Here is a 26,370-nt window from a genome sequence, read left to right as displayed (position 1 = left end):
GCTCCATCCTGATTTGCCCAGACCGAAAGCTCTGCGGTGTCTTGCAGGCGGAAAATCGATCTGGAAAACCGCTGGGCCGCTTAAGACTTAGCTCGTGCGGCGGAAACGCGCCACAAAGAAACCATCCATGCCACCGGCAACGCCGCCCGGCGCCATCGAGGGCAGGGCACGCACCTCGCCCCGGGCATTGATGGTCATTTCCAGCCCCGGCAATTCGCCGGGGGCAATGGGATCGGCCTCGATCCCACTAAGCGCAGCGAGCGCCCATTCGGCGACCGCCTCACCCTCTTCGGGCTCGAGCGAACAGACGCAATAAACAAGACTTCCACCCGGTGACAGCAAGCGTACGGCGTTCGCAAAGAGGCTGCGCTGCAACTGCACGCGGCCGGCGATGTCGGCGGCGCTGCGCTGCCAGAGCACTTCGGGATGGCGGCGGAACGTGCCCGTTGCCGAACAGGGCGCATCAAGCACGATGCCGTCAAAGGGTTCGGGCGCGGCGAACTTGGCTGCATCGCCTTCCAGCACCAGGGGCGAAAAACCGAGCCGTTCCATGTTGGCCTTGAGCCGCTCGAGCCGTGTCGCGTCGCTGTCGAGCGCCGTCACGCTGTAGCCTGACTGGCAGAGTTGCGCTGTCTTGCCGCCGGGGGCGGCACAAAGATCGAGCACGCTTCCACCCGCCTGCGCCTTGATGAGCCGCGCCGGAATGGCCGAGGCCACATCCTGCACCCACCAGCGGCCGTCCTCAAAGAAGGGCAGGGCATCGACGGGCCGGTCGCGTGTTTCGAGCCGCACGGAGGGACCGGCGAGCTGGGTGGCGCCCAGCGCCTCGATCACATCGGGATCCACTTCCCGCAAGGTCAGGTCGAGCGGTGCGCCATCGATCAGGGCATCGGTGAAGCGTCCGACGGCCTCTGTGCCATAGGCGCTTTCCCATTTTTGCCGGGTCGTTTCGGGCAGAAGCAGTGTGTCGTCAAGCAGCGCGAAACGCGCCGAATTGCCCTGCGCCCGGCGCAGCACGGCATTCATCAGGCCCGAAAGATGCCGCGCCTTGCTATCCCGCTTGATCGCTTCCACCGCCAGAAACAGTGCACTATGCGCACCGATATCGGGCAAAAAAACCAATTGAGCGAGCGACAGGCGCAGCACCGCCTCAAACGTGCCCGAGCGCGGCGGCATGCCCTTTTCCAGCAGTTCGCCCAGCATGGCATTGATCTGGCCATGGCGCCGGAGGGCCGTGGTGATCAGCCGGTTGGCCAGCGCCCGGTCGCGCCCATCGGCGAGATCGCCAGCCTGGAGGGGCGCAAAGTGCTCGCCCTTGAGCACGGCCTGCAGCCGCTTTGCGGCAACGAGACGAAGGCTGAGCCCCGCCGGATCCTTTGCTTTCGTCACATCGGCAACCTTATCGTGGCGCCTGAGGCGGGTTTCCGCCCAGCACCTTACCCCCAGGGACCGCGCAGGCCGCTATTGTTGTCGCCGCGGCCGGCACTCGGAACCCGCCAGCCGCCGCTGCCGGTCGTGCCGCGCGAAGCGGGCTGCGGGCGGGGCGCGGATCTTGCGCCCTTATCGTCCAGCCGCATCTCTCCTGCAAGCCTGCGCAGCGCCTCGATCCGGTTGCCGGTATCGGGATGGGTGGAAAACAGGTTGTCCATCCGGGCGCCCGAGAGTGGGTTGATGATATACATATGCGCCTGAGCAGGATTGCGTTCGGCCGCCACATTGACCTGCCGCCCGGCCAAGGTGGCGATCTTGTTGAGCGCCGAGGCAAGGGCGAGCGGATCGCCCGAAATTTCGGCGCCATCGCGATCGGCCTCGTATTCGCGCGTGCGGCTCACCGCCATCTGCACCAGCATGGCGGCAAGCGGAGCGAGAAACACCATCAGCAATGTGCCGATGCCGCCCAGCGGATTGTCGCGATTGTTGCCGCCGCCGAAAAATAGGCCGAACTGGGCAAGCGCGGAAATGGCACCGGCAAGCGTCGCCGTCACCGTCATGGTCAGGGTATCGCGCGAGCGGATATGGGCCAGTTCGTGCGCCACGACGCCGGCGACTTCGCGCGTGTCGAGATGGCGCAGGAGCCCGGCCGAAACCGCTACCGCGGCATTGTTGGGGTCGCGCCCGGTGGCAAAGGCATTGGGCTGGTCGGACTGGATCACGTAAACCGCCGGGGTAGGGATTCCGGCGCGCTTGGACAAGGTATCGACCATGTCGTAAAGCTCGGGCGCCTGGCTCTGAGCCACTGGCACCGCGTTCTGCATGCGCAGCACCAGCTTGTCCGAATTCCAATAGGCAAACAGGTTGGTCACGGCGGCAAAAGCAAAGGCGATCATCATGCCGCCGGTGCCGCCGATGAAATAGCCAACCACCATGAACAGCGCGGTCATCGCCGCGATCAGGGCAAAGGTGCGAACGGTGTTGAACATCTGAACCCCTTTAAGATCTCTGTTTGCCCAATTATGTTGGGTGTCCAAGGGTTCCGCGCAAGCGCATAACCGGTCTGAATTGGAGAAGGCTCATGACAAAGAACGAGACCCCCGAGCCGGCTGACGCGCCTGAAGAAGCCTTGCGTGTCCTTCCGCCTGCGGCGCAGCGCGCGCTGGCGGAGGCCAAGGCGCGGCGAGCAGGCATTGACCAGGCAAGCGCCCTTGCGCCCAAGGAAAAGGGTGGCCGGGGCGGGCTTGAGCCCGGCCGCTATGGCGACTGGGAAATCAAGGGCCTGACCAGCGACTTCTAGGACGCGGTATCGCCGTCTGTTTCCGGGTAAGCAGCGTCCCCGTCCGGCTCCTCGGCCGCATAGGGCACGCGCGCCAGCGGCACCCGTCCCTCGTCCTCGATAATGAATTCGCCGCGCACCGGCTCATCGGCCAGTGCCACAGCCCCGCGGGCCGCAAAGGACGCCTCTTCGAGCGCATCGTTCAGGGTCGGCAATTGCAGCCCCTCGATATCGACCTCGTTCTCGTCCTTGCTGGTCCGGTGATTAAAGAAAAACCGCGGCATGTCAGCACCTCGCTTGGCAGGTAAGCTCAAACGAGCCCAACCCGCCCCGGTTCCCCCAGTGCTCGGGGCCAGAAAAAATGTGATCGGAAAAAGGAACTGGTGGAGCTGAGCGGGGAACACCTCTGACTGCCAATTTCATATTCTTGATCAAGAACTTGATGACATTACATAGGCTTGGTGGTACGCGGTTGGGGTACGAACTGGGGTACGAGAGGCGTTCCGGGTGGCACGATCAGCAGTGAACGATAGGCAGTACTTGGAGCAGCACCGGGGCAAATGGCGGGTCAGCGTCGCAGTGCCCAAGCGGCTCGTTTCCCAAGTCGGGTCCACTCGGGTCAAACGGCAGTTGAACACCGATAGTTTGAGGGTGGCCAACCAGCTCAAGTGGCCCATCGTCCGCGAGATAATGGCCTCGTTCGCCCAAGCGGGTGGTGGAGACGACATCAGGGCACTTGCCGAAGAGCTGCGCCGTCAGAGGCTCAATGCCACGACTGACCTCGATGTTGAGGAGGTAGACACGGCAGTCAGCGTCACTGTCGATCAATTGCTGGGCCGCGAGGTTGCCACCACATCCGACCCTGTGACGGGCGAGGAAGCTCCCGTGTACGCCCCTCATGCTCAACGCCAAGCTTCGGAGTTCATGAAGATCGTAGCGGGCAAGGCAACACCTCTGGACCGCTTCCATGACCAGTACATGGGACAGCTCACGGTGAAGCCGCGCACCTTGGGAGATGACACGAGAGCTATCGCTTTGCTGCAGCGCTGGTGTCGGGAGAACGCCATAGACCCATACCTCCAGTCCTTCCCCACCAAGAAGGCCGCTGTCCGCTTCGTTGACGATCTCCAGGCGCTGGAGCCAAAGCTCTCTCCCGTGACGTTGAACAAGTACTTGCGGCGCTTGTCGCGGTACTGGCAATGGCTGGAGCGCCGCGAAGAGGTTCAGACCAACGTCTGGCAGGGATTGGTTCTTGCGGAGCCGAAGGTTCAGCATGACGAGAAGGAGCGTCCGTTCACCGACGAAGAGATGATCAAACTCCTGACCGGACCAGCAGCGCCGGAGATGCGAGACCTCGTGCGCATAGCTGCCCTAACGGGCTGCCGTCTCGACCCGATCGTTTCGCTCCGAGTGCGGGACTGTCAGGGAGGCGTATTCGAGTTCAAGCCGCAGAAGAGGGAAACCTCTACCCGCAAGGTGCCAATCCATTCTCAATTGGTCGACATCATCGCGCGAAGGACATCAGGCAAGGGAATGGACGAGCCCATCTTTCCGGAGTGGCCTCCGCCGTCCAGTCCACTCAAGGAGAGGTCCTATAAGGCGACAATGCACTTCACCGCCTATCGCCGCTCTCTCGGCATCGGAGACGAACGCGAGGGGCGCAGAAGGGCTTTGGCCAACTTCCACTCCTTCCGACGGTGGTTCATCACGAAAGCCGAACAAGCGGACCAACCACCGCACATCATCTCTGCCGTAGTGGGCCACAAACGGGAGGGAATGACCTTGGGGCTGTACTCCGGTGGACCAGCCATGGAGCAGGCAAGGCGTTGCGTGGAGGCGGTGAGGCTCCCAGAACCAGCTTGAGCCAGCAATGCGGAGGACGTGGCGGGAGGACATGATCGCCTCATGTTGTCAACGAAGTACCTCATCGTGATGGCTTGTGGACGAGAGCGATTTCCTTTTGTGAGGCAAAAGAATCCTTTTACATTGGCAGCATGACCCAAGAGCTGATCGGCCTTCGTCCAGTAATCACCCAGCGAGAGCCGGACTTCGGCAAGCTGCTCGACATGGTGTTGTCACCATCCCGACCGCTCCAGTCCGAGGAGTTCTTGAGGGGCCGCGCGGAACAACTGGACGGCATCAGGAAGGCTCTTTACGCCGGTGGACGCCATGTCTTGATCCACGGCTTCCGAGGCGTTGGGAAGTCGTCCTTGGCCCAGACCGCTGCGTTCTCGCTCTCCACGAAGAGCGATCCAATCCTCTTGGGGTGCGACCAAAGCAACGGCTTCACCAGCATCATCCGGGACCTCATAGAGGAGGTAGCAGGACGACGACCCGGCCTTGAGAAGGTTATTCGGGAGGGTAGCCTCGGGTTCAACCTTGGTGGCTTCCTTGGCACTGGAAAGATCACGGAGCAGGAAGGAGTAGCGCCCCCGCCCACGTCAGTGAACGAAGCCGTTCGGGTCGTTGCTCTTCTCGCGGACAAGATCGAGGGAGACCTGGTTGTGGTCATCGACGAGTTCGATCAGGTCAAGGACCAGCAAGAGCAGGAGAACTTCGCCAACTTCATCAAGCAGGTTTCGGACAAGCACATCCCCGCCCGCTTCATCTTCTGCGGCATTGGGGATAGCGTGGATGCCTTGATGTCCGCGCATGGCAGTGCGGACCGTTACTTTCACACGGTGAGCTTGGACCGCCTTCCCTACGACGCACGACTGGAAATCATCGCGGGAGCCGCTGACCGTCTCGGCGTGGAAATCGACGACACGACCCAGTACCGCATTGCCAAAATCTCGGACGGCTTCCCGCACTACGTCCACCTCATATCCGAGAAGCTCTTTTGGAGGGTGTTCGAGGCGGAGAACGGAGGGAAGGTAACGGGCGAATTGTTCGAGAAAGCGATGAGTGATGCCAGCGATGCCATGGAGATGAAGCTCAAGCAGCCCTACGAGACCGCCACGCGGAAGTACACCAACGACTACGAGACGGTCTTGTTCGCAGTGGCTGATGGGCATGAACTGCAACGCCGAAGCACCGACATCTACCAGTCCTACCAGCGCATCATGACACGCCTTGGGAAGAGTCCACTTCCCCGCGATAAGTTCAACAACCGGATGAACAACCTCAAGCAGTCGAGCTACGCTGGCATCCTCACCGCGAACCGGGCTGGATGGTACGAGTTCGCAGAGAAGGTTGTTAGGGGCTATGCTCGGCTACGGGCGGAGCAGGCAGGGGTGGACCTTGAGATAGATCACCCTGCCGCCAAGCGAAGGCTGGGCTGGGACGGGAACGTAGAGCGCCGATGAACGCCTCCTATCCCATCCCTGTACAAATTGTACACCCTAAGGGTTGGATAGGTCAGAAGTCGGAATGGTTCTCGTCCCACTCCTCGAACTCCATGTCCTCGGCCATGAAGGACCGCAGCTCATGGTACAGCTCCGGTAGCTTGCGCCCGAAGTAGATGTTCAACGCCATTGCCGCGATTTCTGGATGGGTTGCCATCTTCGTGGTGAACTCCTTCGCCATCCGGTTGGCCCAGTCCAGCGCCTGCCGCTCCTTCATCTCCTCAACATCAACTTCGAGCTGACCCTTGCCCTGCGCCGCTCTCCGGGCGCGGAACCAAGACTTATGCTCGAAGGCATCATCCTTGAGCAGGCTTCGAGCCTTCCTCATGTTCGCCACTTGCGAGGTTGAGACGCCGGTGGCCACGCTGATTTCGTTCTTGCTGCTGTCCCCAACGAGAACCAGCTTCCATGCGTAGTCCTGCTTCTCCCTGTTGTGCATCGGCAGCTTCGCCATCGAGTTCTCGCGTACTGCCTCGAACATGGCCTGCCTTGGGCTGCCGCGGAAGTAGGTGACGGGCACCGGCTCCGCGAAGTCGACCAACTCATAAGCCTCCCGGCGGTGGTGTCCGTCCACGACGATCAGCCGGTTCCCCACCGGCAGCACGAGCAAAGGCTCCAAAGCGCCGACCGACTTGATAGCCCGTTTCAGGTCATCGAGATGTTTCTCGCTCATCGTGCGGGGCTGGAACAACACCTCGATAACCTCGAGGTCGGCGAGTGGAACGCGGTCTGGCATCTCGCCCACCGGAGCTTTCCACAACTGCTCAAGCTCCAGCAGTCGAGCCGTGGCTTCGTGTTCCAGTACCGCGCTGGTCTCTTCATCGTCCATGTGCGTTTCCATCATCGTTGGGCTTCTTTCGGGACAGGGGCCTTGGGCAGGGCGTCTTGGTGGTGGTCCACGACCAGCTCTCCCACCTCCAGCGCATCCTTCCCAAGATGTCGGAGAACCCTCCCACGCGACCTCGGGAAGACGTGAAGCTCCGTGGCGCTTGCTCCCTCACCCCATCGCTTGTGGGTCCCAGAAGCCATCCGGTGGACCAGCTTGGCCGCCTGAACCTCCTTGAACTCCCGCTTGTGGTCGGCCTGTGGGTCATCCCTGATGATCATCTCCACCGCCAGCACATCGGCCAAGACCTTCACAGGGTCTACACCCGCCTTCCGCAGCCTCGCCCAAGCCGCTTTGGCCCGCTCCTCGGGTGGGAGGCCACGGAGCCTGAAAGCCTCTACATGACCCCCAGCGGTGGCATAGAGACCACGGACACGCTGCAAGGCGTTCACGATCCATGGGTCACTCGCATTCGCCTTGATCCAGTGGGCAGCCGCCTTGCGGTAGGGGCGAACCTCGGGAGCGGTGTAGGACTTCCGGTAGGGGCTCCCGTGGCGGGCGTAATGCTCCGCGTGGGGGCGACAAAAGCGGTTGTCGAGACCTTCCCCCGTGGCCGCTCTGGCGGGGTTCTGGCAGCCCACGACACGGCAATAGGCGGCTTCGTAGTTGGGGGTGGACACCCTCCCTTTCACCTCGGCTTTCCGCTTCATCCTGATGGTGACGTTCATGCACATACCTTCAATGTAGCCACCCCGCATCCGGAGCGGCGTCTTCATCCTGACAAACACCCGAGGAAGCTCAAGCGCCCGGTGCGGTCTGGTTGGGGTTGGTCTCACCGGCCTTGATGCGTTGCGCGAGGCGGGAGAGGGTGGAGCGAGAAGCGCCCGTCGCCCCTACGATGGTGTTCCAGCTCTGCCCGCTACGGAGCATGGCGATGATGGCTTCGTTTCGCGTGGCGTCCTCGGGACGGCCCTTCATGCGGCCCTCTGCCTTCGCCTTGGCGATGCCCTGCGCCTGTCGCCTGCGCCGGTCGTCGTAGTCCTTTCGCGCTATCGCAGCCAGCATGTCCAGCAACATTGAGTTGATGGCGTCGAACATGCGGCTGGTGAAGCCATCGTCGCTCGTCATCATCATGTGCGAGGTGGGAAGGTCGAGAGCTACGACACGAACGCCCTTGTCCTTGATCATGCCCTTGAGCTTGTCCCAGTCCGCTTCCGTCAAGCGGCTCAAGCGGTCCACTTGCTCGATGAGAAGCACGTCACCGGGATGGCTGTCCTCCAGCAGGCGGAAGAGCTGCGGGCGGTGGAGGGATGCCCCGCTCTCGTTCTCCTCGTAGGTGGCCGCGATGGTCAGCCCACGGGCTTGGCAGAAGTCCACGAGGTCAGCCTTGGCCCGCCCCGCGTCCTGCTCTTTGGTCGATGCTCGAAGGTAGGCCCTCACCAGCATGTCGAAACCTCTCCAGTTCGATTTGACTGGTTCGGTTTGTAGCGGTTCGCTTTGACTGGTCAAGTGGTATTTTGCGAACCAAGTTCTGGCCGGTTCGAAAACGGTACACCTGAGCGAACCAGAACGGCTGGGGCAAGGGTTCTGGGTGGGAGGTTGATTTGTTCGTCGGGGCGTTAGATCATGGGAGCGTCTGGAAGGTGGTGCAATGCCCTCGTTCGCCAACGTCCGTCTCCGTTAAGGAGCTTGAAATCGCATTATGACCTGCTTCGTGCGGGTTTGCTTTTTCACGTCCATACGGGAGCTGTGACAATGGAAATACGAATTGAACGGTTTAAGGCTGACCAAGAAACCCAGATCGTCCAACTTTCTCTTCGGGCATGGGGGCCGGTGTTCGACGCCATGCGCCCTGTCGTGCAGCCTTACGTCTACGATAACTTTTTTCCAGACGGATGGGCGGTTCGGCAGCGGTCTGACGTCGAGCGCATACTCCAGCAGGATGCCGATAATGTTTGGGTAGCTCTGCTTGAGGACACCGTGGTTGGTTGGGTGGGCTTGGCGTTTCACTCGCTCGATCAAATGGGCGAGGTACGGATTATGGCCGTAGACCCTACGTTCCATCGACGGGGCATCGCTGCGGCTCTACTGCAGTTCTCCTTTGACATCATCAAGCAGCGGGGGCTCAAGATGGTGATGGTGGAAACTGGGGATGACCCGGGCCATGCAGCGGCCAGAGCGGCTTACGAGAGAGCGGGCTTTGTCCGTTGGCCTGTCGCCCGCTACTTCCGCCAGCTTTAGCTACGAGCAAGTGACCTACTGCCTGCCTTTTAGCTACGGCAGTAGGTCTCCGGTGCCTGGGGCGGAGATGCTCGCCCGAGCAATCCCCTGCGTTCCCAAATCTAAAATGCGTGGGCACGGTCTAATGATCATGCCGGACCGCTGAGGATAAATCGCGTGTTGTTCAGCTTACGTTGTTGCTTTGGGGGGGTAGAGGGGGGATTGGGGGAACGGAAACATTGATCTTGGCGGCTTGAATTTTTGCAGTATTTTGAAGGGTGAATACAGGAGTTCACATGGACGGTTCCACCTTCGCTATTGTTGCTGCTACCTTCGCTGGCCCTATCGTGGCTGTTCTAATCACGCTCTGGTACCAGCAATACAGCTTATCCCGTCAAGCACGTATGGAGCTGTTTGCGGTTCTGATGAGACACCGTCGCAACAATCTGGCAACCGAGTACGTCTCCGGGCTGAACATGGTGCCGGTTCACTTTCACAACAAGCCGAAGGTTCTGGAGAGGTATGCCACTCTCATGGCCACCCTCAGCGATCTCTCGTGGAAGACGCCGGAGAGGGTTCCTGACTTGATCGATAAGGCCAACACCGACTTGGCCTACCTTCTCTCGGAGATGTCCAAAGTAGTTAGAACTCCTGTAGACCAGATCCAAATCCTAAAGGGCGCCTATTCCCCACAGGGATGGGTGGATGATGCCGATCGGACTCGGAACATCCAATCTCGCTTGTTAGACGTGCTTGAGAACCGGAGTGCAATCCGTGTCTTTGCACATCTGCTGCCAATCACGCCCCCTTCCAGCGGTGAACGTCCAATGCCTGAGGATGGCTCCAAGCCGGAGACGCCGGAACAGCAGCCAGAAGTCAACCCAACGGTTTGAGCTGATGCATGCCATAGCCTGGTTGGTCGTGGAACCATGAGAGCGGCAGTCGCCCTCGACAAAATAGATCGATGCCTTGGGGTACGCAGATGGGGTACGAAGCGGGGTACTTCGCTGTTGGCGGCTTGTCGTAAGGCGTTGGAATTATTCGTGAAAACTACAACATTGACGGAATGGTGGAGCTGAGCGGGATCGAACCGCTGGCCTCGTCATTGCGAACGACGCGCTCTCCCAACTGAGCTACAGCCCCATCCGGCTCATTATATGAGACAGGGATGGGGTGGAGGCAAGAGGCTAGACGAGGCCGAAGCGGACAAGGCTCTGGCCGGTGGCGACGGCGGCGTCAGTGGCGGAAATAAGCGGCCGGCCGAGCCGTTCGGCGCCTCTTGTGCCCACGAGGCGCTTCATCTGTCCCATCTCGTGCATGTTGTCGCGCAGGTCGCCATCGAACAGGGCAACCAGCCGGATCAGCCATGTCGGCAGTTCCCCGGTCGGAATGCGCCGGTCGGGAAAGGCGGGGCGCAGCATGGCGCCGATGTCGCTCATCCAATAGGTGCCTTCCGAAGCGATGCAGCGCTCGCCCCCGGCGGCCGGATTGGTCATGGCATCGACCAGGAGCGCCGCCACGTCGCGCACATCGACGATCGACATGGCCAGTTTCGGTACGGCCGGCAGGCGGCCATCGAGCAGGCGTTTCACCAGCACCGAGGACGTGCCGGGATCTTCGTCAAGCAGGGGGCCGAGAATGGCGGCGGGATTGACCACCGCAAGATCCCCGTGCCGCCCCGCCGCGTCCATCAGGCGCCAGGCCTCCTGTTCGGCCAGGGTCTTGGAGCGGGCATAGGCGCTGGTTGTCGGACTGGCGGGATCGGTCCAGTCGGTCTCGCTCAGCGCTCTCCCATAATCGGCATGGCCATATTGGATGGCAGCGATCGAGGAGGTGAGGACCACGCGCTCGATATCGCTTGCAAGAGCGGCTTCGATGGCGCGGCGCGTTCCCTCGACCGCGGGCCGCACGAATTCGCCGGGATCTTTGGGAGTCTTCAGCAAAAAGGGCGAGGCGGTATGCTGAAGAAAGCGCATATCCGCCATTGCCTCGCGCCAGCCGGTGTCGCTCAGGAGATCGAGCGCCACGACCTCGAGCCGGGAAAGATCCGCGCCTGCGCGGCCAAGCGTATCGCGCACCCTGCCTTCCTTGCCGAGGTCGCGAACGCTGCCGCGCACCCGGTAGCCGGCAGCAAGCAGCTGCAGCGCCACATGGCCGCCCAGAAAGCCGGAAATCCCGGTTACCAGCACTCCGTCGGTCATCGTAGTCTCCTCGCCTTGCGCCATGATGGCAGCTGAAAGGGGAACGCAAGCGGTCAGCCGCGGTTCACCCGCGCCCAGCCCTCCGTCCGCTCGCTCTCAAAGAGCGCGTCGATCACCCGCATTGAGGCGATGGCGTCCTTGATCCCATAGGGCAGGGGTTTGTTGCCCAGCACCGCTTCGGCAAAGGCGCGGGCCTGTTCGGTATATTGATCGCAGGCGGGCAGGATTTCGCGCCGGGCCAGCGAGCCATCGATCGGAGCGCCGGTATCGATGGTGATCGCTGTGCGCTCGTTTGGCGGAGCGTTATAGGGAATGACGATCTCGAGCTTGCCTTTGGTGCCGAACACCTGAACGCGCTGATGCGGCACGAGCTGGGTCGAACAGGTAAAGGTCAGCCGCCTGCCCATCCCGAAATCAAGAATGGCGCTGGCGAGGCGATCGGTGCCGAAGCCGGGATCGCGCTCGACCAACGAAACGACGCGCTCGGGCTCGCCTTCGAACAGGAAACGGCCTGTGGTGACCGGATAGCAGCCGATATCGAGAATGCCGCCGCCGCCGATATCGGCTTTGTTGCGGACATTGTCGGGATTGGCATTGAAATAGGAGAAAAGCGCGTTGATGGTGCGCACCTCGCCCAGTTCACCCGACCGGATGATCTCGCGCGCCCGGTGCCATTGCGGGTGGAAGCGGATCATGAAGGCTTCCATCACGCAGATCCCCTCCGGCACCTGGCGCAACTGCTCGCCTTCGGCGGCGGTGATGGCGATGGGTTTTTCGCACAGCACGTGCTTGCCCGCCCGCGCCGCGGCCAGGGTCATGGGGACATGCAGGTGATTGGGCAGGGGATTGTAGATCGCGTCGATCTCGGGATCGGCAAGCAGTTCCTCGTAGGAGCCATAGGCCCGGGCAATGCCGAGCCTGCCAGCTGCCGCCCGTGCCGTGTCGCCATCGCGGGAGGCGATGGCCAGCACCTCGCAATTGTCCGCCTGCTGAATGGCGGGGGTCACCTTGGCCATGCCGATATTGGCTGTCGACAAGATCCCCCAGCGCAGCTTTCTGGTCATCGGTTCGCTCCTCCGTTGCTTTCTTGCCCTAGCCGGTTATCCCAGCCGTGTTCAAGGGGCATGCCGCTTTGCCTCCTTTATCACGCTAGTGTCATCGCCCGCCCGTTAACCGTCTCGCCCTGCGCCTCGTTCTTGCCGGGATCGCCGTGTTAGGATTTGCTTAAGTGGCCTTTGCGCGCCGTTTTGTGGGGACATTTATGCAGCTCAAGCCCAATGCCTTCCGGCTCAACGAAACCGTGCGCGGCATCGAAACCATGACGCGGTTCTCGCTAGCGGTGCTGGCGCTCGCCTCGGGGGTTTACACCTATCTCGGCGTGCGGGGCCTTCTCGATGGCTCGGCGAGCTTCGTGTTTTTCGCCGCCATCATTTATTCGGCCGCCGTTTCGGTTGCCATCTATGCCTTCTGGACCTTCATGATGCGGTTCATTCCGCTCGTGACCTCGGGCGTGCAGCGGCTGGGCCTTTTTCTTACCATGGCGATCGGCTGCCTGATGATCATGGCGATGAGCTCCTGGCTCAATGCCGCAGCGCTGGCCGGCTCGGCCGCCACCGAGCAGCACATGGCCGTGACGCTTCAGGGCTATGCCGAGGATCTCGACCAGGCCCATGCCAATGCGCTGGCCGCGCAAAGCCTGCTGCCCGATGTGCAGCGGGCCGCCGAACGCTTTTCGGGCCTTGCCGCCGACGAGCGGGAATCGGGCGCGCTGACCGGCTCCATGGGTTCGGGAAGCGTCGTGCAATTGCTCACCCAGATGGGCGCGCAGATGAACCAGCTCGCCGCCACCATCACCGGCTCGCGCGATGAGGTGGCCCGGCTGTTCGAGGATGGCTCGACCCGGCTCGCCACCATGCGCGAACTAGTATCGACCCCCGGTGCGGTCGAGCCGCGCGCCGATGCTTTCCAGAGCGAGGCGGTGCAGCTCTCGGCCGTGATCGCGGCGCTGCAGCAGACCGATGTCGCCCCCTCGGTCAAGCGCGCCGCCGCCGATCTTTCGGCCGGGTTCATCGCGCCCGTGGCCGATGGACGTTCGGCCGATCTTGCCGTCCGGCAGGATCAGGTGATGGAAACCGTGCGCGCTTCGGTCGCGGCGCAATCGTCGGCGCTTTCGGCGGCAGCCGATGAGATTCTCGGCACGCCAGCGGTCGAACAGCGCCGCTTCGTGCCCCTTTCGAGCGCCGAAGCAGTCTTGCGCTATTGGCAGGACTTTATTCCCTCCTGGGCCGGCGCCATTTCCATCGATCTCCTGCCGGTCGTTCTGGTGCTGGTGCTGATGATCGTCAACGATGCCATGCGGCGCGATTCCGAATCGCTCGAAGCGGCGGAAAACATCACGGCGGCCGAAATGCTGCGCGCCATGGCGCTTTACCGGCAGATGGAAGCGGCGGGCATCGAGATCGCTCCCAGCAAGGCAGAACCGGCCGAGCCCGATACGCCCGAGCCGCAGCCTGAAACAGCGGCAGAGCGGCCAGCGGCGGAAGAGAGCACCGTTACGCCCATCGAAGCTGCCCAGCGCAAGCGCACGGACGGGCCGCGCCCGGCATGAAGACAGAGGCTAACCAGCGCGCAGCATCAACGAGCCCCGGCCTTGTCCAGCGGCTGGCCGCCATCGATGATGGCGCTATTCTGCGCTTTGCCTTTTTTGCCATGCTGGCCGGCACGGCCAGCGTTCTCTTTGTCGATTTCCGCGAGTTGACGCAGAACCAGCCGGTGCTGCCGGGCCCGAGCCTGCAGCCGATTCTCCCGCCGGCGCAGCCACTCGATGGCCCCGATGGGCATCCCATGCCGCCGGTCACCACCAGTCCCGATCTTCTTGAGTCTCCGCTCGCCATGGATCTTGGGCAAAATGGCGAGCTGCGCCTGACCGGAACGATCGATGTCGGCTCGGCCCAACGGTTTGCGGCCGAGATTGAAGCGCGCGGCGAATATGTGGAAACTGTGGTTCTCGATTCGCCCGGAGGATCGGTGATGGACGCCCTGGAGATCGGCAGTCTCGTTCACGAAAAGGGTCTTGCCACCATGGTCCCTGCCGGAAGCCTTTGCGCCTCCTCCTGTCCGCTGGTCTTTGCCGGGGGCGCCGAGCGCTTCGGCGAGCCTCAATCGGCCATCGGGGTGCACCAGATCTATGCGGCCAGCCTTGGTGATGGTGCCGCCGATGCCCTGGCCGTTGCAGGCATTGCGATGTCCGACGCGCAGTCGACCACCGCCCGCATCACCCGCTATCTCACTGATATGGGGGTCGATCCGGCCCTCTGGCTCCATGCCCTCGATACACCGCCTGAGCGGCTCTATTATTTTTCATGGGAGGAAATGCAGCGTCTCAAGCTTGTCACCGAGCCTATGGAGAATTGATGCGCCCCAGGGAACCGCAGGAGGACCCTGTTCATTGGGGTGATAACGGCGAAATCTGCCGATCATAAGCCTGAGGAGGAGGCCAGAATGTCTGATACGCATACTTTGACGCGCCACAGCGACATCCAGAACTGGGTGTGCGACCGCCATGGAACGCCGGCTATCGCCCGTGTCCGCAACCGCTTCGGCGGCGAAAAAGCCCAGCTTTTGCTGCGTTTCGTGCGCAGCCATGGCGGCTCGATCGACGATGGCATGAGCCCCGTCTCCTGGAACGCCTGGTTTGCCGAACTCGACCGTCAGCAATTGGCTCTGCGCGTTGCACCCGATGGCGCGTGCGAGCTGGTGTCGCGCTCGGCGCTGAACTAACCGAAGTTAACGAAAAGGCCCGGGGTGCAGCCGGGCCTTTTTATTTTCATGCCGTGCCCGCTTCCACGCGCGGCGCAACGCCAAGCGCCTCGGCCAGAAGCGCGAAAGAGCGTCGGCGCAAGGCATAGGAGTGGATGGTCGTCGTGATCATCACTTCGTCGGCTCCCGCCGCAATGGCCTTTTGCGTGATCTCTTCGGCCATGCGTTCGGCGCTGCCGACCATCCAGAGACTGCCCTGATGGGCGATCACCTGCTGCTGTTGCGGGGTCAGCGTGCTCAGCCTGTCGCTGGCTTCCTCGGGCGGCATCAGCTGGCGTTGCTCCCCCGTCACGAACAGCGCCCAGCTCACCGCCTGCGAGGTAGCGATGAACCTGGCTTCCTCTTCGCTCGGCGCTGCGATCACCGACAGGCAGAGAATGGTCTTGGGCGCGGGAAAATCGAGAGAAGGCTCGAAAGCTGCCCGGTAGGCGGCAAAGGCCGGTGCGGCCGGAGTATGGGAAAAGTGAGCGGCAAAGGCATAGCCGAAACCGATCTGCCCTGCAGCCTGGGCACTGGCACCCGAAGAGCCCAGCAGCCATTTTGGCGGCAGCGTTATGCCGCCCGGCGAAACCGGCACGCGCGAAAACGGGTGGTCGGGGGGAAAGTTGTCTTCGTCAAAGGCCATGAGCTCTGCAAGATATTGCGAAAACTCCTCGCCGCCGCCTGAGCGCAGCGCGCGCATGGCATAGCCATCGCCACCTGGCGCCCGTCCCAGGCCCAGATCGATCCGGCCGGGATGGAGCGCTTCGAGCGTACGATAGGCTTCGGCGATGCGCAGGGGCGCATGGTTGAGCAGCATGACGCCGCCCGAGCCGACGCGAATGCCCTTGGTCGCTGCGGCCGCGCTGCCGATCAGGATTTCAGGCACCGAGGAGGCGATCGAGGGCATGCCATGATGTTCGGCATACCAGAGCCGATGGTAGCCCAGCTGGTCCGCGGCCGTGGCCAGCTTGACCGTTTCGCCCATGGCTTCTGCCGTAGAACTGCCCTGGGCAATGGGGGCAAGATCCTGAAGCGAGAGTTTGAACGGGGGGGACATGGGCAACTCCATAAAGCACGTCGCCCCTATATCGGTATATACCGATGAACTTCCACCCCCAGAGCCGCGAACTCTGCCATTCATTTGGCGCAGTCGCCGGGGACAGAAGGCGTGCGTTTGCCGTTGAATGTGCTAGAGTGCCTGAAACCGGAGAGAGAGTTGTGCGGCGTATCCTCCTGATCACAATGCTTGGACTAGGCGTCGTTCCGGCCGGAGCGCAGAGCCTTTACGATCCGCATCCCCTTGCCGGGGTCGTCGACGAATTGCGGTTCGGGCTGCAATCCTATGATGTCCACCACGCGGCCCTGCCTTTTCTCGTCAATGAATGGCGTTTCACCGAATTGCGCAGCGTCAGCTTCGATGTGCTGTTCACCTCGCCCGAGATCGACGCCTTTCGCTGGATCGGCTCGCCCCGGCCCGAAATCGGCACGACCATTCATCTGGGCGGCAAGGAAAGCCTGCTTCACGCCGGCCTGACCTGGCAATTGCCCATTTTCGACACGCCGCTTTATCTTGAAGGCACGTTCGGGGCGGCCATCCATAATGGCGCGCTGGTCGGCGCGCCGCCACCGCAGAAGAATTTCGGCTGCCGCGTCAATTTCTACGAGCGCTTCGGCATCGGGGCCAATCTCTCGGACAATGTCACCGCCACCGTCACTTATGAGCACACGTCCAACAATGACTGGTGCGAGGCCAATGCCGGCCTCTCCAATTTCGGCGTGCGGGTGGGCTGGAAGTTCTAGCACGCCGCCAGCCCGATGCCCTGACCCTGGTGTCACCCCCCTACAAAACCCTCAAGCGCAGTAGGCGCAAGATTGCCGAAACAAAACCCGCAGCCTGCGCCGCGGGTTTTTTGCGCCCTGCATCGCTGGGGATCAGGCTGCCTTGCGTTCCACCATCATCTTCTTGATCTGGGCGATGGCCTTGGCCGGGTTGAGGCCCTTGGGGCAGACCTTGGCGCAGTTCATGATCGTGTGGCAGCGGTAGAGCTTAAAGGGGTCTTCAAGATTATCGAGGCGCTCGGACGTGGTTTCGTCGCGCGAATCGATCAGCCAGCGATAGGCCTGGAGAAGCGCGGCGGGGCCGAGATATTTTTCCCCGTTCCACCAATAGCTCGGGCACGAGGTCGAGCAGCAGGCGCAGAGGATGCACTCGTAAAGCCCGTCGAGCTTGGCGCGGTTTTCGACCGACTGCGTCCATTCCTTTTCCGGCGTGGGCGAAGTCGTCTTGAGCCAGGGCTCGATCGCGCGGTGCTGGGCGTAAAAGGTCGTCAGGTCCGGGACGAGATCCTTGACCACCGGCATGTGGGGCAGGGGATAGATCTTCACGGGGCCGGTGGAATCATCCATGCCCTTGGTGCAGGCCAGCGTGTTGAGCCCGTTGATGTTCATCGAGCACGATCCGCAAATGCCTTCGCGGCAGGAGCGGCGCAGCGTCAGGGTCGGATCGACCTTGTTCTTGATATAGAGCAGCGCATCGAGAATCATCGGGCCGCAATCGTCGAGATTGACGAAATAGGTGTCGATCCGCGGATTGTCGGCCTTATCCGGATCATATCGATAGACATGGAATTCGCGGAGGCGCGTCGCCCCTTCGGGTTTGGGCCAGGTCTTGCCCTTTTGCGGCTGGTCGGCCTTGCGAAGCGTCAGTTCGGCCATTCTTTTGTTCCTTCAGAGGCGGACGCGTGGGTCGTCCGAAAGGCTGTTCAGTTCAGTGTCGTCAGGGCTCTGGGTCAAAGCCCAAAAAATCAATAGTTCGGCTTACAAACCTGGTTCGATTTGGCGACATAGGTGTTGTAGGCGTTGTAATCGGCGGCGGCGGGCGAGCCGCCCTTCATCGAGGCGATGACCACATTCATGAAGCGCTCGTCGATCAGGGTCATGGCCGCATCCGCCTTGCATCCGCAAAGTGCCGCGTCCTGGGCGATACCCATGCAGACCCGGTAAAACTCGTCCTTTTGCCCGGCAGTGGGCGCGGCAGCAAAAGCTGGCGCGACCGAGACGAATGAAAGAGCCAAAACGGCAAGAGCCTTGTTAGCCATTGGGCTTTTCCTTGGTGGCCGGGACAACAGGCGCCCTGCGATAAAGGAGCGCGTGCGACGTTGCCGCAGACTTTTGGGTTGCCGCCCGGCGAGCCACAAAAGCTGCCGCCAACGCATCCACATCCTCGTCGTCAAATCCCTGGCATTGTTCGCACATGGTCCGAGCCTTAGTAGACGCGCGCCTTGGGGGCGATCTTCTTGAGATCGATGCCGCCTTGATCAAGGGGGGTGAGCGGGTCGGTGATCACCGGGCGATAGGACAATTCGACCTTGCCGGTGTCGATATCGACCAGCGCCAGCGTGTGCTTGCGCCATTCCACGTCGTCGCGATTGGGGAAGTCCTCATGGGCGTGAGCGCCGCGCGATTCATGGCGCGCTTCGGCCGACACAACCGTTGCCATGGCGCAGGCCATCAGGTTCTCGAGTTCGAGCGTTTCAACGAGATCGGAGTTCCAGATCAGCGAGCGGTCGGAAACCTTGACGTCATGGAGACGCCCATAGATCTCGCTCATCGCTTCGACGCCGTTCTTGAGCGAAGCGTCGGTGCGGAACACGGCGGCATCGGCCTGCATGGTGCGCTGCATTTCGTCGCGCAGCTTTGCGGTCGGCTGGGAGCCATTGGCGTTACGCAGGCGGTCAAAGCGCGCGAGAATCTTGGCATCCTCGGCAGCATTGATGCCGGGCACAGGCGACGACTTGTCGAGAACCTGCCCAGCGCGGATCGCGGCAGCGCGGCCAAAAACCACAAGATCGGTCAGGGAATTGGAGCCCAGACGATTGGCGCCGTGCACCGAGGCGCAGGCGGCTTCACCCACAGCCATCAGGCCCGGCACGATGCGGTTGGGATCGTCCGCCGTCGGGTTGAGCACTTCGCCATGATAATTGGCCGGGATGCCACCCATATTGTAGTGGACGGTCGGCAGGACCGGGATCGGCTCGCGCGTGAGATCGACACCGGCAAAGATCTTTGCCGATTCGGTGATCCCTGGCAGGCGCTCATGCAGCACCTTCGGATCGAGATGATCGAGGTGGAGATAGATGTGGTCCTTGTTGGGACCGACCCCGCGCCCTTCGCGGATTTCGAGCGTCATGCAGCGCGAAACGACGTCCCGCGAGGCAAGATCCTTGGCGTTAGGCGCATAGCGCTCCATGAAACGCTCGCCTTCGGAGTTGGTGAGATATCCCCCCTCGCCACGTGCACCCTCAGTAATGAGAACGCCAGCGCCATAGATGCCGGTGGGGTGGAACTGCACGAATTCCATGTCCTGCAGCGGCAGGCCGGCGCGGGCCACCATGCCATTGCCGTCGCCCGTGCAGGTATGGGCCGAAGTCGCCGAAAAATAGGAGCGGCCATATCCGCCGGTCGCCAGCACCACCATCTTGGCGCGGAAGCGATGGAGCGTGCCGTCGTCGAGCTTCCAGGCGATGACGCCCTGGCATTCGCCATTCTCGCCCATGATCAGATCGAGCGCGAAATATTCGATAAAGAACTGCGCGTCGTTCTTGACCGACTGGCCATAGAGCGTGTGGAGGATCGCGTGGCCCGTGCGGTCAGCCGCGGCGCAGGTGCGCTGCACCGGCGGGCCATCGCCGAATTCGGTCATGTGGCCGCCAAACGGGCGCTGATAGATCTTTCCATCCTGGGTGCGGCTGAACGGAACACCATAATGTTCCAGTTCATAGATCGCGGCCGGCGCCTCGCGCGCCAGATATTCCATGGCGTCATTATCGCCCAGCCAGTCCGATCCCTTGACGGTGTCGTACATGTGCCACTGCCAGCTATCGGGCCCCATGTTCTGGAGCGAAGCCGCAATGCCGCCCTGGGCTGCCACGGTATGCGAGCGCGTCGGGAAAACTTTGGTGATGCAGGCGGTGTTGAAGCCCTGCTCGGCCATGCCCAGGGTCGCGCGCAGGCCTGCGCCACCGGCGCCGACCACCACCACGTCGAATTCGTGGTCGATCAGTTCGTATTGAGCCATGGTGATCAACCCCAGAAGACGATTTTGACGATGGCGCCGATCGCGGCAAGGCCGACGATCAGGCAAAAGAGCGTATTGAGCATCATGGCAAGGCTATACATGCGGCCATGAAGGTAATCCTCGAGCGTATCGCGCATGCCATTGCGCATGTGGACCGCAACGATGCCGATCAGCACGGCGAAGGGGATGCCGATAAAGCCATTGCCGATCACGCCGACCATGTCGGCGCGATCCTGCCCGGCGAGGCGCACCACAATAAAGAGCAGGAAGCCAAGAAAAACGACGTTGATCAGTCCGGTCACGCGCTGGGTGATGAAGTGGCGCGTCGAGGCTTTGGCGTCACCGTAATGGGTGCGGGGATTGGCGACTTGTTCGCGGGTGATAATGGTTTCGCGCATGTTCAGGCTGCCCACACAAAGACGGTCCAGATCAAAAGGGTGATCACCACCGAAGCGGCGATAGTCGCCCAGGCCATGGCCTCGCGCTGTCCCGGCTCCATCATCGCGGCGAAGTCCCACACCCAGTGCCTGAGGCCCCCGCACATATGGTGCACAAGGCTCCAGGAAAATCCGAACAGCACGATCTGTCCGAACCAGCTGCCATAGATGAAGTTAAGCGCCATCAGCGGCTCCTGCCCCATGGCGGCGGCAATCAGCCAGATCGCCAGCAAGGCCATCCCGGCATAATTGGCGATGCCGGTCATGCGATGAAGAATCGACATGGCCATGGTGATGGTCCAGCGATAGATCTGCAGGTGCGGGGACGTGGGTCGAGCTCTGACGGACATTGGGTTTCCGGGGCCAGGAATTTGGGACGCGTGGGGTCGTCCAGTTTGGAATAGTTCGAGGGTTTCTAGCCCGCATATATTACCGAATCAAAGCAGTTTCAGGCTTTTCGCTACCTGCCTTGGCGAATAGCGCACTTTGTTCGCCTATCGCACAGAATGGGCGCGGGCCGCTCGTGGGAATTTGCTGTGGCAGACTCGCTCTACGTGTCCTGCGCGCGCACCCTGCCGTGCGCTCTTTGTGCTTTGGCGCGCAGCTGAGCGAGTGCTAGACCAAGCCACACATCATACCGGGCGCGCCCATGTCTTCTTCCAAGATCACCGTCATCGAGACCAAGCTTCTGGCCCAGGGTTGGGGGCGGCTGACCAGCACGAGGATCGATTATCGCCGCGATGATGGGACAGTCACGCCCATGACGCGCGAAGTCTATGATCACGGCGACGCTGCTTCGATCCTCCTTGTCGATCCCGGCCGCGACACCGTGCTTCTGGTGCGCCAGTTCCGCTATCCGGTTCTCGCCAATGGCGATGAAAACTGCTTTATCCTTGAAGCCTGCGCGGGGCTTCTCGAGGGTGACGATCCCCTTGCCTGCGTTCGGCGCGAGGCCGAGGAGGAAACCGGCCATGCTCCCCAGAACATCCGCCATATCCGGGATTGCTATCTCTCGCCCGGCTCGCTCAAGGAACGGGTGAGCCTCTTCATCGGTGAATATGACGCGACAACCCGCCGCCACGCTGGCGGTGGCCTTGCCGAAGAGGGAGAAGAGATCGAACTTGTCGAACTGGCCATCCCCGACGCCCTTGCCGCCCTCTCCGATGGCCGAATCATCGATGGCACGACAACAATCCTGCTGCAGCACCTGGCGCTGGAACGGCTCCAGCGCCGCTAGACCTTGGCCCAGGCCCCATCCAGGGTAACCGCATTTGCTCCAGTGGAGCGCATGGCGAAGATCCCTTGAGAGCTATGCTCGACTGGCAGGCCGGGGAAGGGGCCAGCTCAGCCACGCCCCCGGACGAAAATCCTAGAAATCGACGAGCTTCTTGTCGGGGTCATAGGGCTGGTCGCGGGCGACGCGTGTGACCGCCTGCGCGCAGCGCATCTTCTTGCTCAGGGGGTCGAAGGCATAGCTGGGGTCGCCATAGAGTTGCCAGCCTTCGGAGAGCGCCTTGGTGACCTTGTGGCAGAAAGCGGAATCGTCTTCCCCGGTCAGATAGCGGTAGATGAGCATGCATATCCCCTATGACTCCACGCCCGTGCGCGGCGATTGATTCTGCCGCCTCTTAGCGCTAATCGAAAAAGCATGCACAGCTTTCCTCAGCACCTGCTCGACGGCCACGCCAATTTCATGTCCGGTCGCTATTCGCGCGAACGGGACCGCTATCGCGACCTTGCTTCGGCCGGCCAGACCCCAACCACATTGATGATCGCCTGCTGCGACAGCCGCGCGGCGCCGGAAATGATCTTTGATGCGGGACCGGGCGAAATGTTCGTCCTGCGCAATGTGGCCAATCTCGTGCCCACCTACCAGCCCGATGGTGGCCAGCACGGGACGTCCGCCGCGATCGAGTTCGCCATCAAGGGGCTCAACATCGCCAACATCGTGGTGATGGGCCATGGCCGCTGCGGGGGCATCAAGGCGGCGCTCGATCCGGCCATGAAGCCGCTCGACTCCGGCGATTTCATCGGCAAGTGGATGAGCATGCTGGGCGAGTTGCCGAGCCAGCTGGGGCAGAACGATCTTCTGACGGCCAGCGAACGCCAGACCGCGATGGAGCGGATTTCGATCCGCAACTCCATCCGCAACCTGCGCACCTTCCCCTATGTCGCCGCGCTCGAACAAGAGGGCCAGCTTGCCATCCATGGTGCCTGGTTCGATATTTCCTCCGGTGAGCTCTGGGTGATGGACGAAAGCGGCGATTTCATCCGCCCCGCCCTCTGACTGGACCCAGTCTTCAGCACCATCCATGCCCGGCTCTGCCGGGCATTTTTTTGGTCTAGAAAGCAGCCGCCACCGCTGTTCGATGCTTTTTCGCTTTTGCCCAATTGAACGGCAAACAAAACGGCCCAAGCCCCGCTTTCGTCGCAAAATCGGACTTGGCGCGTTCCAATCGTGATCAATTGTCATCCCAAATGACTTGAGAACTCGTCTTATCGATCGCTTCTTTACTCTCTGATACGTGCGCTTCGGGCTTGTGAGGCAGCCCCGAAATCGCCCCGACTTCTGTCCGATCACGCCTTTGTGTGGTCGGTCGACCGACACATTGCCCCGTCAGTCTCTCGGTCATGGGCCGCCGGAGAGCGTCCCGTCGGAAACGGAATTTCCGGTTTCGCCTTTTCCCGAGCATGGAGCAATCCCATGAAGAAGATCGTCCTTTCCTCCCTGATCGTTCTTGGCATGAGCGGCGCAGCCTTTGCGCAGGCAGCCACCGATTTCGCATCGGTCGATACCGATATGAGCGGCGGCGTTTCCTTTGTCGAGGCGCAGGCGGCATGGCCTGATCTGACCGAAGAAGCCTTTGCGGCAGCCGATGTCGATGGCACCGGCGAGTTGACGCCGGAGCAATATGCAGCCCTCAGTGGTGCGGCTCCGGCCAACTAGGCCTCCAGCTTCCTCTCGCTGGCCACCCCACTCCTCCCTGGGGTGGCCTCGCGTTCCCGGTGCTGCTGAAGCGCCACATCCTCCCGGAGTAGACTATGCATAAATTCGCGATCGGCCTTGTGGCCACAGGCTTTCTCGCCACCCCCGCCCTGGCGCAGGTGCCCCTGACCTTTGCCGATGTCGACACCAATGGCGATGGGATGCTGAGCTATGAAGAGCTTTCGGTGATCTGGCCCGACCTGACCCAGGAAGAATTTGCTGCCGCCGACACCGATTCCACAGGGGGCCTCACCCCAGAACAGCTCGACACGCTGCAGCCGAGCGCGGTTCCCTCGCCTGAGGCCACCGGCGCCGACCCGCTGGGCGCACCGGCACCCCTTGGCGCTGATCCCCTGGGCGTGCCCGAGCCGATGAGCACGGCTCCGCTCGAAGGCGACGCTGTGGCTCCGGTGGAATCACTGGTCAACTAGACCCGTGTGGGCGGCCGCCGATCCCGGCAGGGGTGGGCGGCCCCCGCTCAGTCGAGCCTTACGCGCGGCTCGGGCAGGCGCGATTTCAGCAGCGTCACGATCAATCCCAGAATAACGAGCGCCCCTCCGGCAATCTCGACGGGGGTGATGGTTTCGCCAAACACGAGATAACCCGACAAAAGCCCGGTGATCGGCACTAGCAGGGTAAAGGGCGCAACCGTGGAAGCGGGATGATGGCCGAGGAGCCAGCTCCAGATTCCGCCACCCAGAAGCGTTGCGGGATAGGCCAGAAACGCGATCAGCGCCGCGTCGGACGGTGAAAATCCCGCGAGCGCGGCAAGGATCGTATCTCCGCCTTCGGCCGCAAGCGACAGCGCCAGGAGCGGAAGCGGGGCGGCCAGCGAACCCCAGACGGTGAAGGACACCGCATTCACCTTGCCTGCCTTTTTGGTCAGCACATTGGCAAGGCCCCAGGCCGCTGCCGCCAGCACCACCATCAGAAGCGGCACGAAGCCGGCACCCTCGAGCCGTTCGAGCGCGATGACGCCGATGCCGCCGAAGGCCACTGCCGCCCCGATGATTTGAAACCGCCGGGGCCTCTCGCCCAGAAACAGAAACGCCATGGCCATGGTGAAAAAGGCCTGCGTCTGCAGCACCAGCGAGGAGAGCCCCGCCGGCATGCCCCAGGCGATGGCAATGTTGAGAAAGGCATAAAGGGCAAAGCCGAAGCTGATGCCGAAACCAATCACGATCCAGGCCGGCGCCTTGGGCGGCCGGACAAAGAGAACGGCGGGAAAGGCGGCCGCTGCAAAGCGCAGGGCAGCCGCCAGGATCGGGGGCAGAGCCTCGACGCTGAGCTTGATCACGACGAAATTGAAGCCCCAGATGGCAACAACCAGAAGGGCAAGGAGAATGTGGCGAATGGGCATGGCCAATCGCTTCTATGCCCAGTCAGGCGCCGCCTCAAGCGCTGATGGCGCGTACGAGCCATGTGGCAAAGATCGCCCCACCTGACCTCTCCAAGGGAAGAAGCCAGGCCGGGGCCAGAATTCAGGCAGCCAGGGCGCGGGCCTTGTAACCCTTTTCGATCAGGGTTTCGGCGATCTGGATGGTGTTGAGCGCGGCGCCCTTGCGCAGATTGTCGGACACGACCCAGAGCGCCAGTCCGTTTTCCACCGTCACGTCTTCGCGGATCCGGCTGACATAGGTGTCATATTCGCCCACGGTTTCGACTGGCGTCGCGTAGCCGCCAGCTTCGCGCTTGTCGAGCACGGCAATCCCCGGCGCCTCGCGCAGGATATCGCGTGCCTCGTCGGCCGAAAGGGGCTTGTCGAATTCCAGATTAACCGCTTCGGAATGGCCCACGAAGACCGGCACACGCACGGCGGTGCAGGTAACCCTGATCTTGGGATCGAGGATCTTCTTGGTTTCGGCCAGCACCTTCCACTCTTCCTTGGTGTAGCCGTCTTCCATGAACACATCGATATGGGGAATGACGTTGAAGGCGATCTGCTTGGTGAACTTCTGCGGGCTCGGGGAATCGTTGACGAAAATGCCCTTGGTCTGGTTCCAGAGCTCGTCGACGCCTTCCTTGCCGGCGCCCGAAACCGATTGATAGGTCGAGACCACGCAGCGCTTGATGGTTGCCGCATCGTGGAGCGGCTTGAGCGCGACCACGAGCTGGGCCGTCGAGCAATTAGGATTGGCGATGATGCCGGTGCGCTTGGGGTCCGCCAGCCAGCGCTCGAGCACATGGCCATTGACCTCGGGTACCACCAGCGGCACATCCGAATGATAGCGCCAATAGGAGGAATTATCGATCACGATGGCGCCGGCCGCAGCGATGCGGGGACCCCATTCCTTGGAGATCGAGCCGCCCGCCGACATGATGGCGAAATCGACGGTCGAGAAGTCGAAATGCTGCAGATCCCGCGTCTTGAGGATCTTGTCGCCAAAGCTGAGTTCCTTGCCGATCGAACGGGACGAGGCGAGGGCAAAGACCTCGTCGGCCGGAAACTTGCGCTCGGCGAGGATGTTGAGAACTTCGCGGCCAACATTACCCGTGGCCCCGACGACTGCGACGCGATAACCCATATTTGGAACTCCGGTCCCTTACCATGTCCGCCCCCGCGCGATGCCAGCCATCGCGGTCAGTGCTTTGAGGCCTCTCCCTGGCGGGAGCGGAACCCAGGGAAAAGCGTCAGGCGGTTTTGGTGGATTTGGTCATGGCAAGCACGCCCCCGGTGGACGACCGGGAGGCCATGAACACGGCTATGTGGCCGAAAAAGCGCATGACGACGATATGCAGTTGAGTGAACAGCAGGACTTGTCATACTC

The 26,370-nt window shown here is 61.9% G+C and carries 30 protein-coding genes and 1 tRNA gene; 13 read left to right on the top strand and 18 right to left on the bottom strand.

From position 1 onward, the window contains the following. Positions 1-87: 87 nt before the first annotated feature. On the bottom strand, positions 88-1,389 hold the full coding sequence (locus BM364_RS14580; RefSeq protein ID WP_092425832.1) for an RsmB/NOP family class I SAM-dependent RNA methyltransferase: 1,302 nt from the start codon (positions 1,387-1,389) through the stop codon (positions 88-90). A gap of 47 nt (positions 1,390-1,436) precedes the next feature. Further along, positions 1,437-2,420, bottom strand: a complete 984-nt coding sequence (htpX, locus tag BM364_RS14575; RefSeq protein WP_092425831.1) for a zinc metalloprotease HtpX — start codon at positions 2,418-2,420, stop codon at positions 1,437-1,439. Positions 2,421-2,512: 92 nt separating this feature from the next. Here htpX and BM364_RS14570 point away from each other — a divergent pair, with 92 nt between their 5' ends. Further along, the gene (locus BM364_RS14570; RefSeq protein WP_092425829.1) at positions 2,513-2,731 is read left to right on the top strand and encodes a DUF1674 domain-containing protein; all 219 of its coding nucleotides are present in this window, start codon (positions 2,513-2,515) and stop codon (positions 2,729-2,731) included. Here BM364_RS14570 and BM364_RS14565 read toward each other — a convergent pair. Then, on the bottom strand, positions 2,728-2,994 hold the full coding sequence (locus tag BM364_RS14565; RefSeq protein ID WP_092425827.1) for a DUF6894 family protein: 267 nt from the start codon (positions 2,992-2,994) through the stop codon (positions 2,728-2,730). The two genes, BM364_RS14570 and BM364_RS14565, sit on opposite strands and share 4 nt — an antisense overlap. A gap of 223 nt (positions 2,995-3,217) precedes the next feature. On the opposite strand from BM364_RS14565, the gene BM364_RS14560 reads away from it, so the two are divergent. Both BM364_RS14560 and BM364_RS14555 read left to right on the top strand, forming a co-directional pair. Then, complete coding sequence (locus BM364_RS14560; RefSeq protein ID WP_092425825.1) at positions 3,218-4,573, top strand: DUF6538 domain-containing protein; 1,356 nt, start codon at positions 3,218-3,220, stop codon at positions 4,571-4,573. A gap of 131 nt (positions 4,574-4,704) precedes the next feature. Next, positions 4,705-6,015, top strand: a complete 1,311-nt coding sequence (locus BM364_RS14555) for an ATP-binding protein (RefSeq protein WP_092425823.1) — start codon at positions 4,705-4,707, stop codon at positions 6,013-6,015. A 52-nt stretch (positions 6,016-6,067) separates the two neighbouring features. Here BM364_RS14555 and BM364_RS14550 read toward each other — a convergent pair whose 3' ends face one another. The 3 genes from BM364_RS14550 to BM364_RS14540 all read right to left on the bottom strand — a co-directional run bounded on the left by BM364_RS14550 (position 6,068) and on the right by BM364_RS14540 (position 8,326). Continuing rightward, positions 6,068-6,883: a ParB/RepB/Spo0J family partition protein gene (locus BM364_RS14550; RefSeq protein WP_175528625.1), complete on the bottom strand. Its 816-nt coding sequence runs from the start codon at positions 6,881-6,883 to the stop codon at positions 6,068-6,070. An 11-nt stretch (positions 6,884-6,894) separates the two neighbouring features. Then, a complete protein-coding gene (locus BM364_RS14545) occupies positions 6,895-7,608 on the bottom strand; it encodes a hypothetical protein (RefSeq protein ID WP_244542896.1) in 714 nt (237 codons plus the stop codon). A gap of 70 nt (positions 7,609-7,678) precedes the next feature. Next, positions 7,679-8,326, bottom strand: coding sequence for a recombinase family protein (locus BM364_RS14540; RefSeq protein WP_092425819.1), 648 nt, complete (start codon positions 8,324-8,326; stop codon positions 7,679-7,681). A gap of 309 nt (positions 8,327-8,635) precedes the next feature. Here BM364_RS14540 and BM364_RS14535 point away from each other — a divergent pair, with 309 nt between their 5' ends. Together BM364_RS14535 and BM364_RS14530 are read left to right on the top strand one after the other, a co-directional pair. Beyond that, positions 8,636-9,121 (top strand): GNAT family N-acetyltransferase, encoded by a 486-nt coding sequence (locus tag BM364_RS14535; RefSeq protein ID WP_092425817.1) that lies wholly within the window; start codon positions 8,636-8,638, stop codon positions 9,119-9,121. Positions 9,122-9,396: 275 nt separating this feature from the next. Then, positions 9,397-9,993 carry a DUF6680 family protein gene (locus BM364_RS14530; RefSeq protein ID WP_092425816.1) on the top strand — a complete coding sequence of 199 codons (597 nt, stop codon included), beginning with the start codon at positions 9,397-9,399 and terminating at the stop codon, positions 9,991-9,993. A gap of 174 nt (positions 9,994-10,167) precedes the next feature. Here the strand turns inward: BM364_RS14530 and BM364_RS14525 are convergent. From BM364_RS14525 to BM364_RS14515, 3 genes are all read right to left on the bottom strand, one after another. After that, a tRNA-Ala gene (locus tag BM364_RS14525) sits at positions 10,168-10,243 on the bottom strand. A gap of 44 nt (positions 10,244-10,287) precedes the next feature. After that, complete coding sequence (locus tag BM364_RS14520) at positions 10,288-11,301, bottom strand: SDR family oxidoreductase (protein WP_175528624.1); 1,014 nt, start codon at positions 11,299-11,301, stop codon at positions 10,288-10,290. 53 nt (positions 11,302-11,354) lie between these two features. Beyond that, entirely contained in the window at positions 11,355-12,365 is a 1,011-nt protein-coding gene (locus tag BM364_RS14515) for a Gfo/Idh/MocA family protein (protein WP_092425812.1), read from the bottom strand. A 197-nt stretch (positions 12,366-12,562) separates the two neighbouring features. Between BM364_RS14515 and BM364_RS14510 the strand changes: the two genes are divergently transcribed. From BM364_RS14510 to BM364_RS14500, 3 genes are all read left to right on the top strand, one after another. Beyond that, the gene (locus tag BM364_RS14510; RefSeq protein WP_092425810.1) at positions 12,563-13,909 is read left to right on the top strand and encodes a hypothetical protein; all 1,347 of its coding nucleotides are present in this window, start codon (positions 12,563-12,565) and stop codon (positions 13,907-13,909) included. Next, entirely contained in the window at positions 13,906-14,715 is an 810-nt protein-coding gene (locus BM364_RS14505; protein ID WP_244542895.1) for a COG3904 family protein, read from the top strand. Before BM364_RS14510 ends, BM364_RS14505 begins: the two co-directional genes overlap by 4 nt. A gap of 87 nt (positions 14,716-14,802) precedes the next feature. Next, positions 14,803-15,081, top strand: coding sequence for a hypothetical protein (locus tag BM364_RS14500; RefSeq protein WP_092425809.1), 279 nt, complete (start codon positions 14,803-14,805; stop codon positions 15,079-15,081). A 46-nt stretch (positions 15,082-15,127) separates the two neighbouring features. On the opposite strand, the gene BM364_RS14495 is transcribed toward BM364_RS14500, so the two are convergent. Continuing rightward, complete coding sequence (locus tag BM364_RS14495; RefSeq protein ID WP_092426368.1) at positions 15,128-16,159, bottom strand: LLM class flavin-dependent oxidoreductase; 1,032 nt, start codon at positions 16,157-16,159, stop codon at positions 15,128-15,130. A 161-nt stretch (positions 16,160-16,320) separates the two neighbouring features. Here BM364_RS14495 and BM364_RS14490 point away from each other — a divergent pair, with 161 nt between their 5' ends. Beyond that, on the top strand, positions 16,321-16,902 hold the full coding sequence (locus BM364_RS14490; RefSeq protein ID WP_175528623.1) for an acyloxyacyl hydrolase: 582 nt from the start codon (positions 16,321-16,323) through the stop codon (positions 16,900-16,902). 132 nt (positions 16,903-17,034) lie between these two features. Here BM364_RS14490 and BM364_RS14485 read toward each other — a convergent pair whose 3' ends face one another. The 5 genes from BM364_RS14485 to sdhC all read right to left on the bottom strand — a co-directional run bounded on the left by BM364_RS14485 (position 17,035) and on the right by sdhC (position 20,966). Further along, a complete protein-coding gene (locus BM364_RS14485) occupies positions 17,035-17,817 on the bottom strand; it encodes a succinate dehydrogenase iron-sulfur subunit (protein ID WP_092425805.1) in 783 nt (260 codons plus the stop codon). A gap of 89 nt (positions 17,818-17,906) precedes the next feature. Beyond that, entirely contained in the window at positions 17,907-18,200 is a 294-nt protein-coding gene (locus BM364_RS14480; RefSeq protein ID WP_092425803.1) for a hypothetical protein, read from the bottom strand. 167 nt (positions 18,201-18,367) lie between these two features. Further along, the gene (gene sdhA, locus BM364_RS14475; RefSeq protein ID WP_092426366.1) at positions 18,368-20,179 is read right to left on the bottom strand and encodes a succinate dehydrogenase flavoprotein subunit; all 1,812 of its coding nucleotides are present in this window, start codon (positions 20,177-20,179) and stop codon (positions 18,368-18,370) included. Positions 20,180-20,184: 5 nt separating this feature from the next. Next, positions 20,185-20,577 carry a succinate dehydrogenase, hydrophobic membrane anchor protein gene (gene sdhD / locus BM364_RS14470; protein WP_092425801.1) on the bottom strand — a complete coding sequence of 131 codons (393 nt, stop codon included), beginning with the start codon at positions 20,575-20,577 and terminating at the stop codon, positions 20,185-20,187. A 2-nt stretch (positions 20,578-20,579) separates the two neighbouring features. Next, positions 20,580-20,966: a succinate dehydrogenase, cytochrome b556 subunit gene (sdhC, locus tag BM364_RS14465; RefSeq protein ID WP_092425800.1), complete on the bottom strand. Its 387-nt coding sequence runs from the start codon at positions 20,964-20,966 to the stop codon at positions 20,580-20,582. A gap of 299 nt (positions 20,967-21,265) precedes the next feature. Between sdhC and BM364_RS14460 the strand changes: the two genes are divergently transcribed. After that, positions 21,266-21,853 (top strand): NUDIX domain-containing protein, encoded by a 588-nt coding sequence (locus BM364_RS14460; RefSeq protein ID WP_092425798.1) that lies wholly within the window; start codon positions 21,266-21,268, stop codon positions 21,851-21,853. 132 nt (positions 21,854-21,985) lie between these two features. On the opposite strand, the gene BM364_RS14455 is transcribed toward BM364_RS14460, so the two are convergent. Next, positions 21,986-22,192, bottom strand: coding sequence for a DUF1737 domain-containing protein (locus BM364_RS14455; RefSeq protein WP_092425796.1), 207 nt, complete (start codon positions 22,190-22,192; stop codon positions 21,986-21,988). Positions 22,193-22,264: 72 nt separating this feature from the next. Here BM364_RS14455 and BM364_RS14450 point away from each other — a divergent pair, with 72 nt between their 5' ends. The 3 genes from BM364_RS14450 to BM364_RS18555 all read left to right on the top strand — a co-directional run bounded on the left by BM364_RS14450 (position 22,265) and on the right by BM364_RS18555 (position 24,033). Beyond that, complete coding sequence (locus BM364_RS14450; protein WP_092425794.1) at positions 22,265-22,903, top strand: carbonic anhydrase; 639 nt, start codon at positions 22,265-22,267, stop codon at positions 22,901-22,903. Positions 22,904-23,320: 417 nt separating this feature from the next. After that, a complete protein-coding gene (locus BM364_RS14445; RefSeq protein ID WP_092425792.1) occupies positions 23,321-23,563 on the top strand; it encodes an EF-hand domain-containing protein in 243 nt (80 codons plus the stop codon). A gap of 95 nt (positions 23,564-23,658) precedes the next feature. Beyond that, positions 23,659-24,033, top strand: a complete 375-nt coding sequence (locus BM364_RS18555; protein ID WP_092425790.1) for an EF-hand domain-containing protein — start codon at positions 23,659-23,661, stop codon at positions 24,031-24,033. Between the two features lie 47 nt (positions 24,034-24,080). Here BM364_RS18555 and BM364_RS14435 read toward each other — a convergent pair whose 3' ends face one another. Further along, the gene (locus tag BM364_RS14435; RefSeq protein ID WP_092425788.1) at positions 24,081-24,962 is read right to left on the bottom strand and encodes an EamA family transporter; all 882 of its coding nucleotides are present in this window, start codon (positions 24,960-24,962) and stop codon (positions 24,081-24,083) included. Between the two features lie 121 nt (positions 24,963-25,083). Continuing rightward, complete coding sequence (locus BM364_RS14430) at positions 25,084-26,127, bottom strand: aspartate-semialdehyde dehydrogenase (RefSeq protein WP_092425786.1); 1,044 nt, start codon at positions 26,125-26,127, stop codon at positions 25,084-25,086. Positions 26,128-26,370: the final 243 nt, after the last annotated feature.

This window comes from Devosia crocina, assembly GCF_900116545.1.
GTDB classification, from domain to species: Bacteria; Pseudomonadota; Alphaproteobacteria; order Rhizobiales; family Devosiaceae; genus Devosia; species Devosia crocina.
This window is presented reverse-complemented; position numbering and strand designations above follow the sequence as displayed.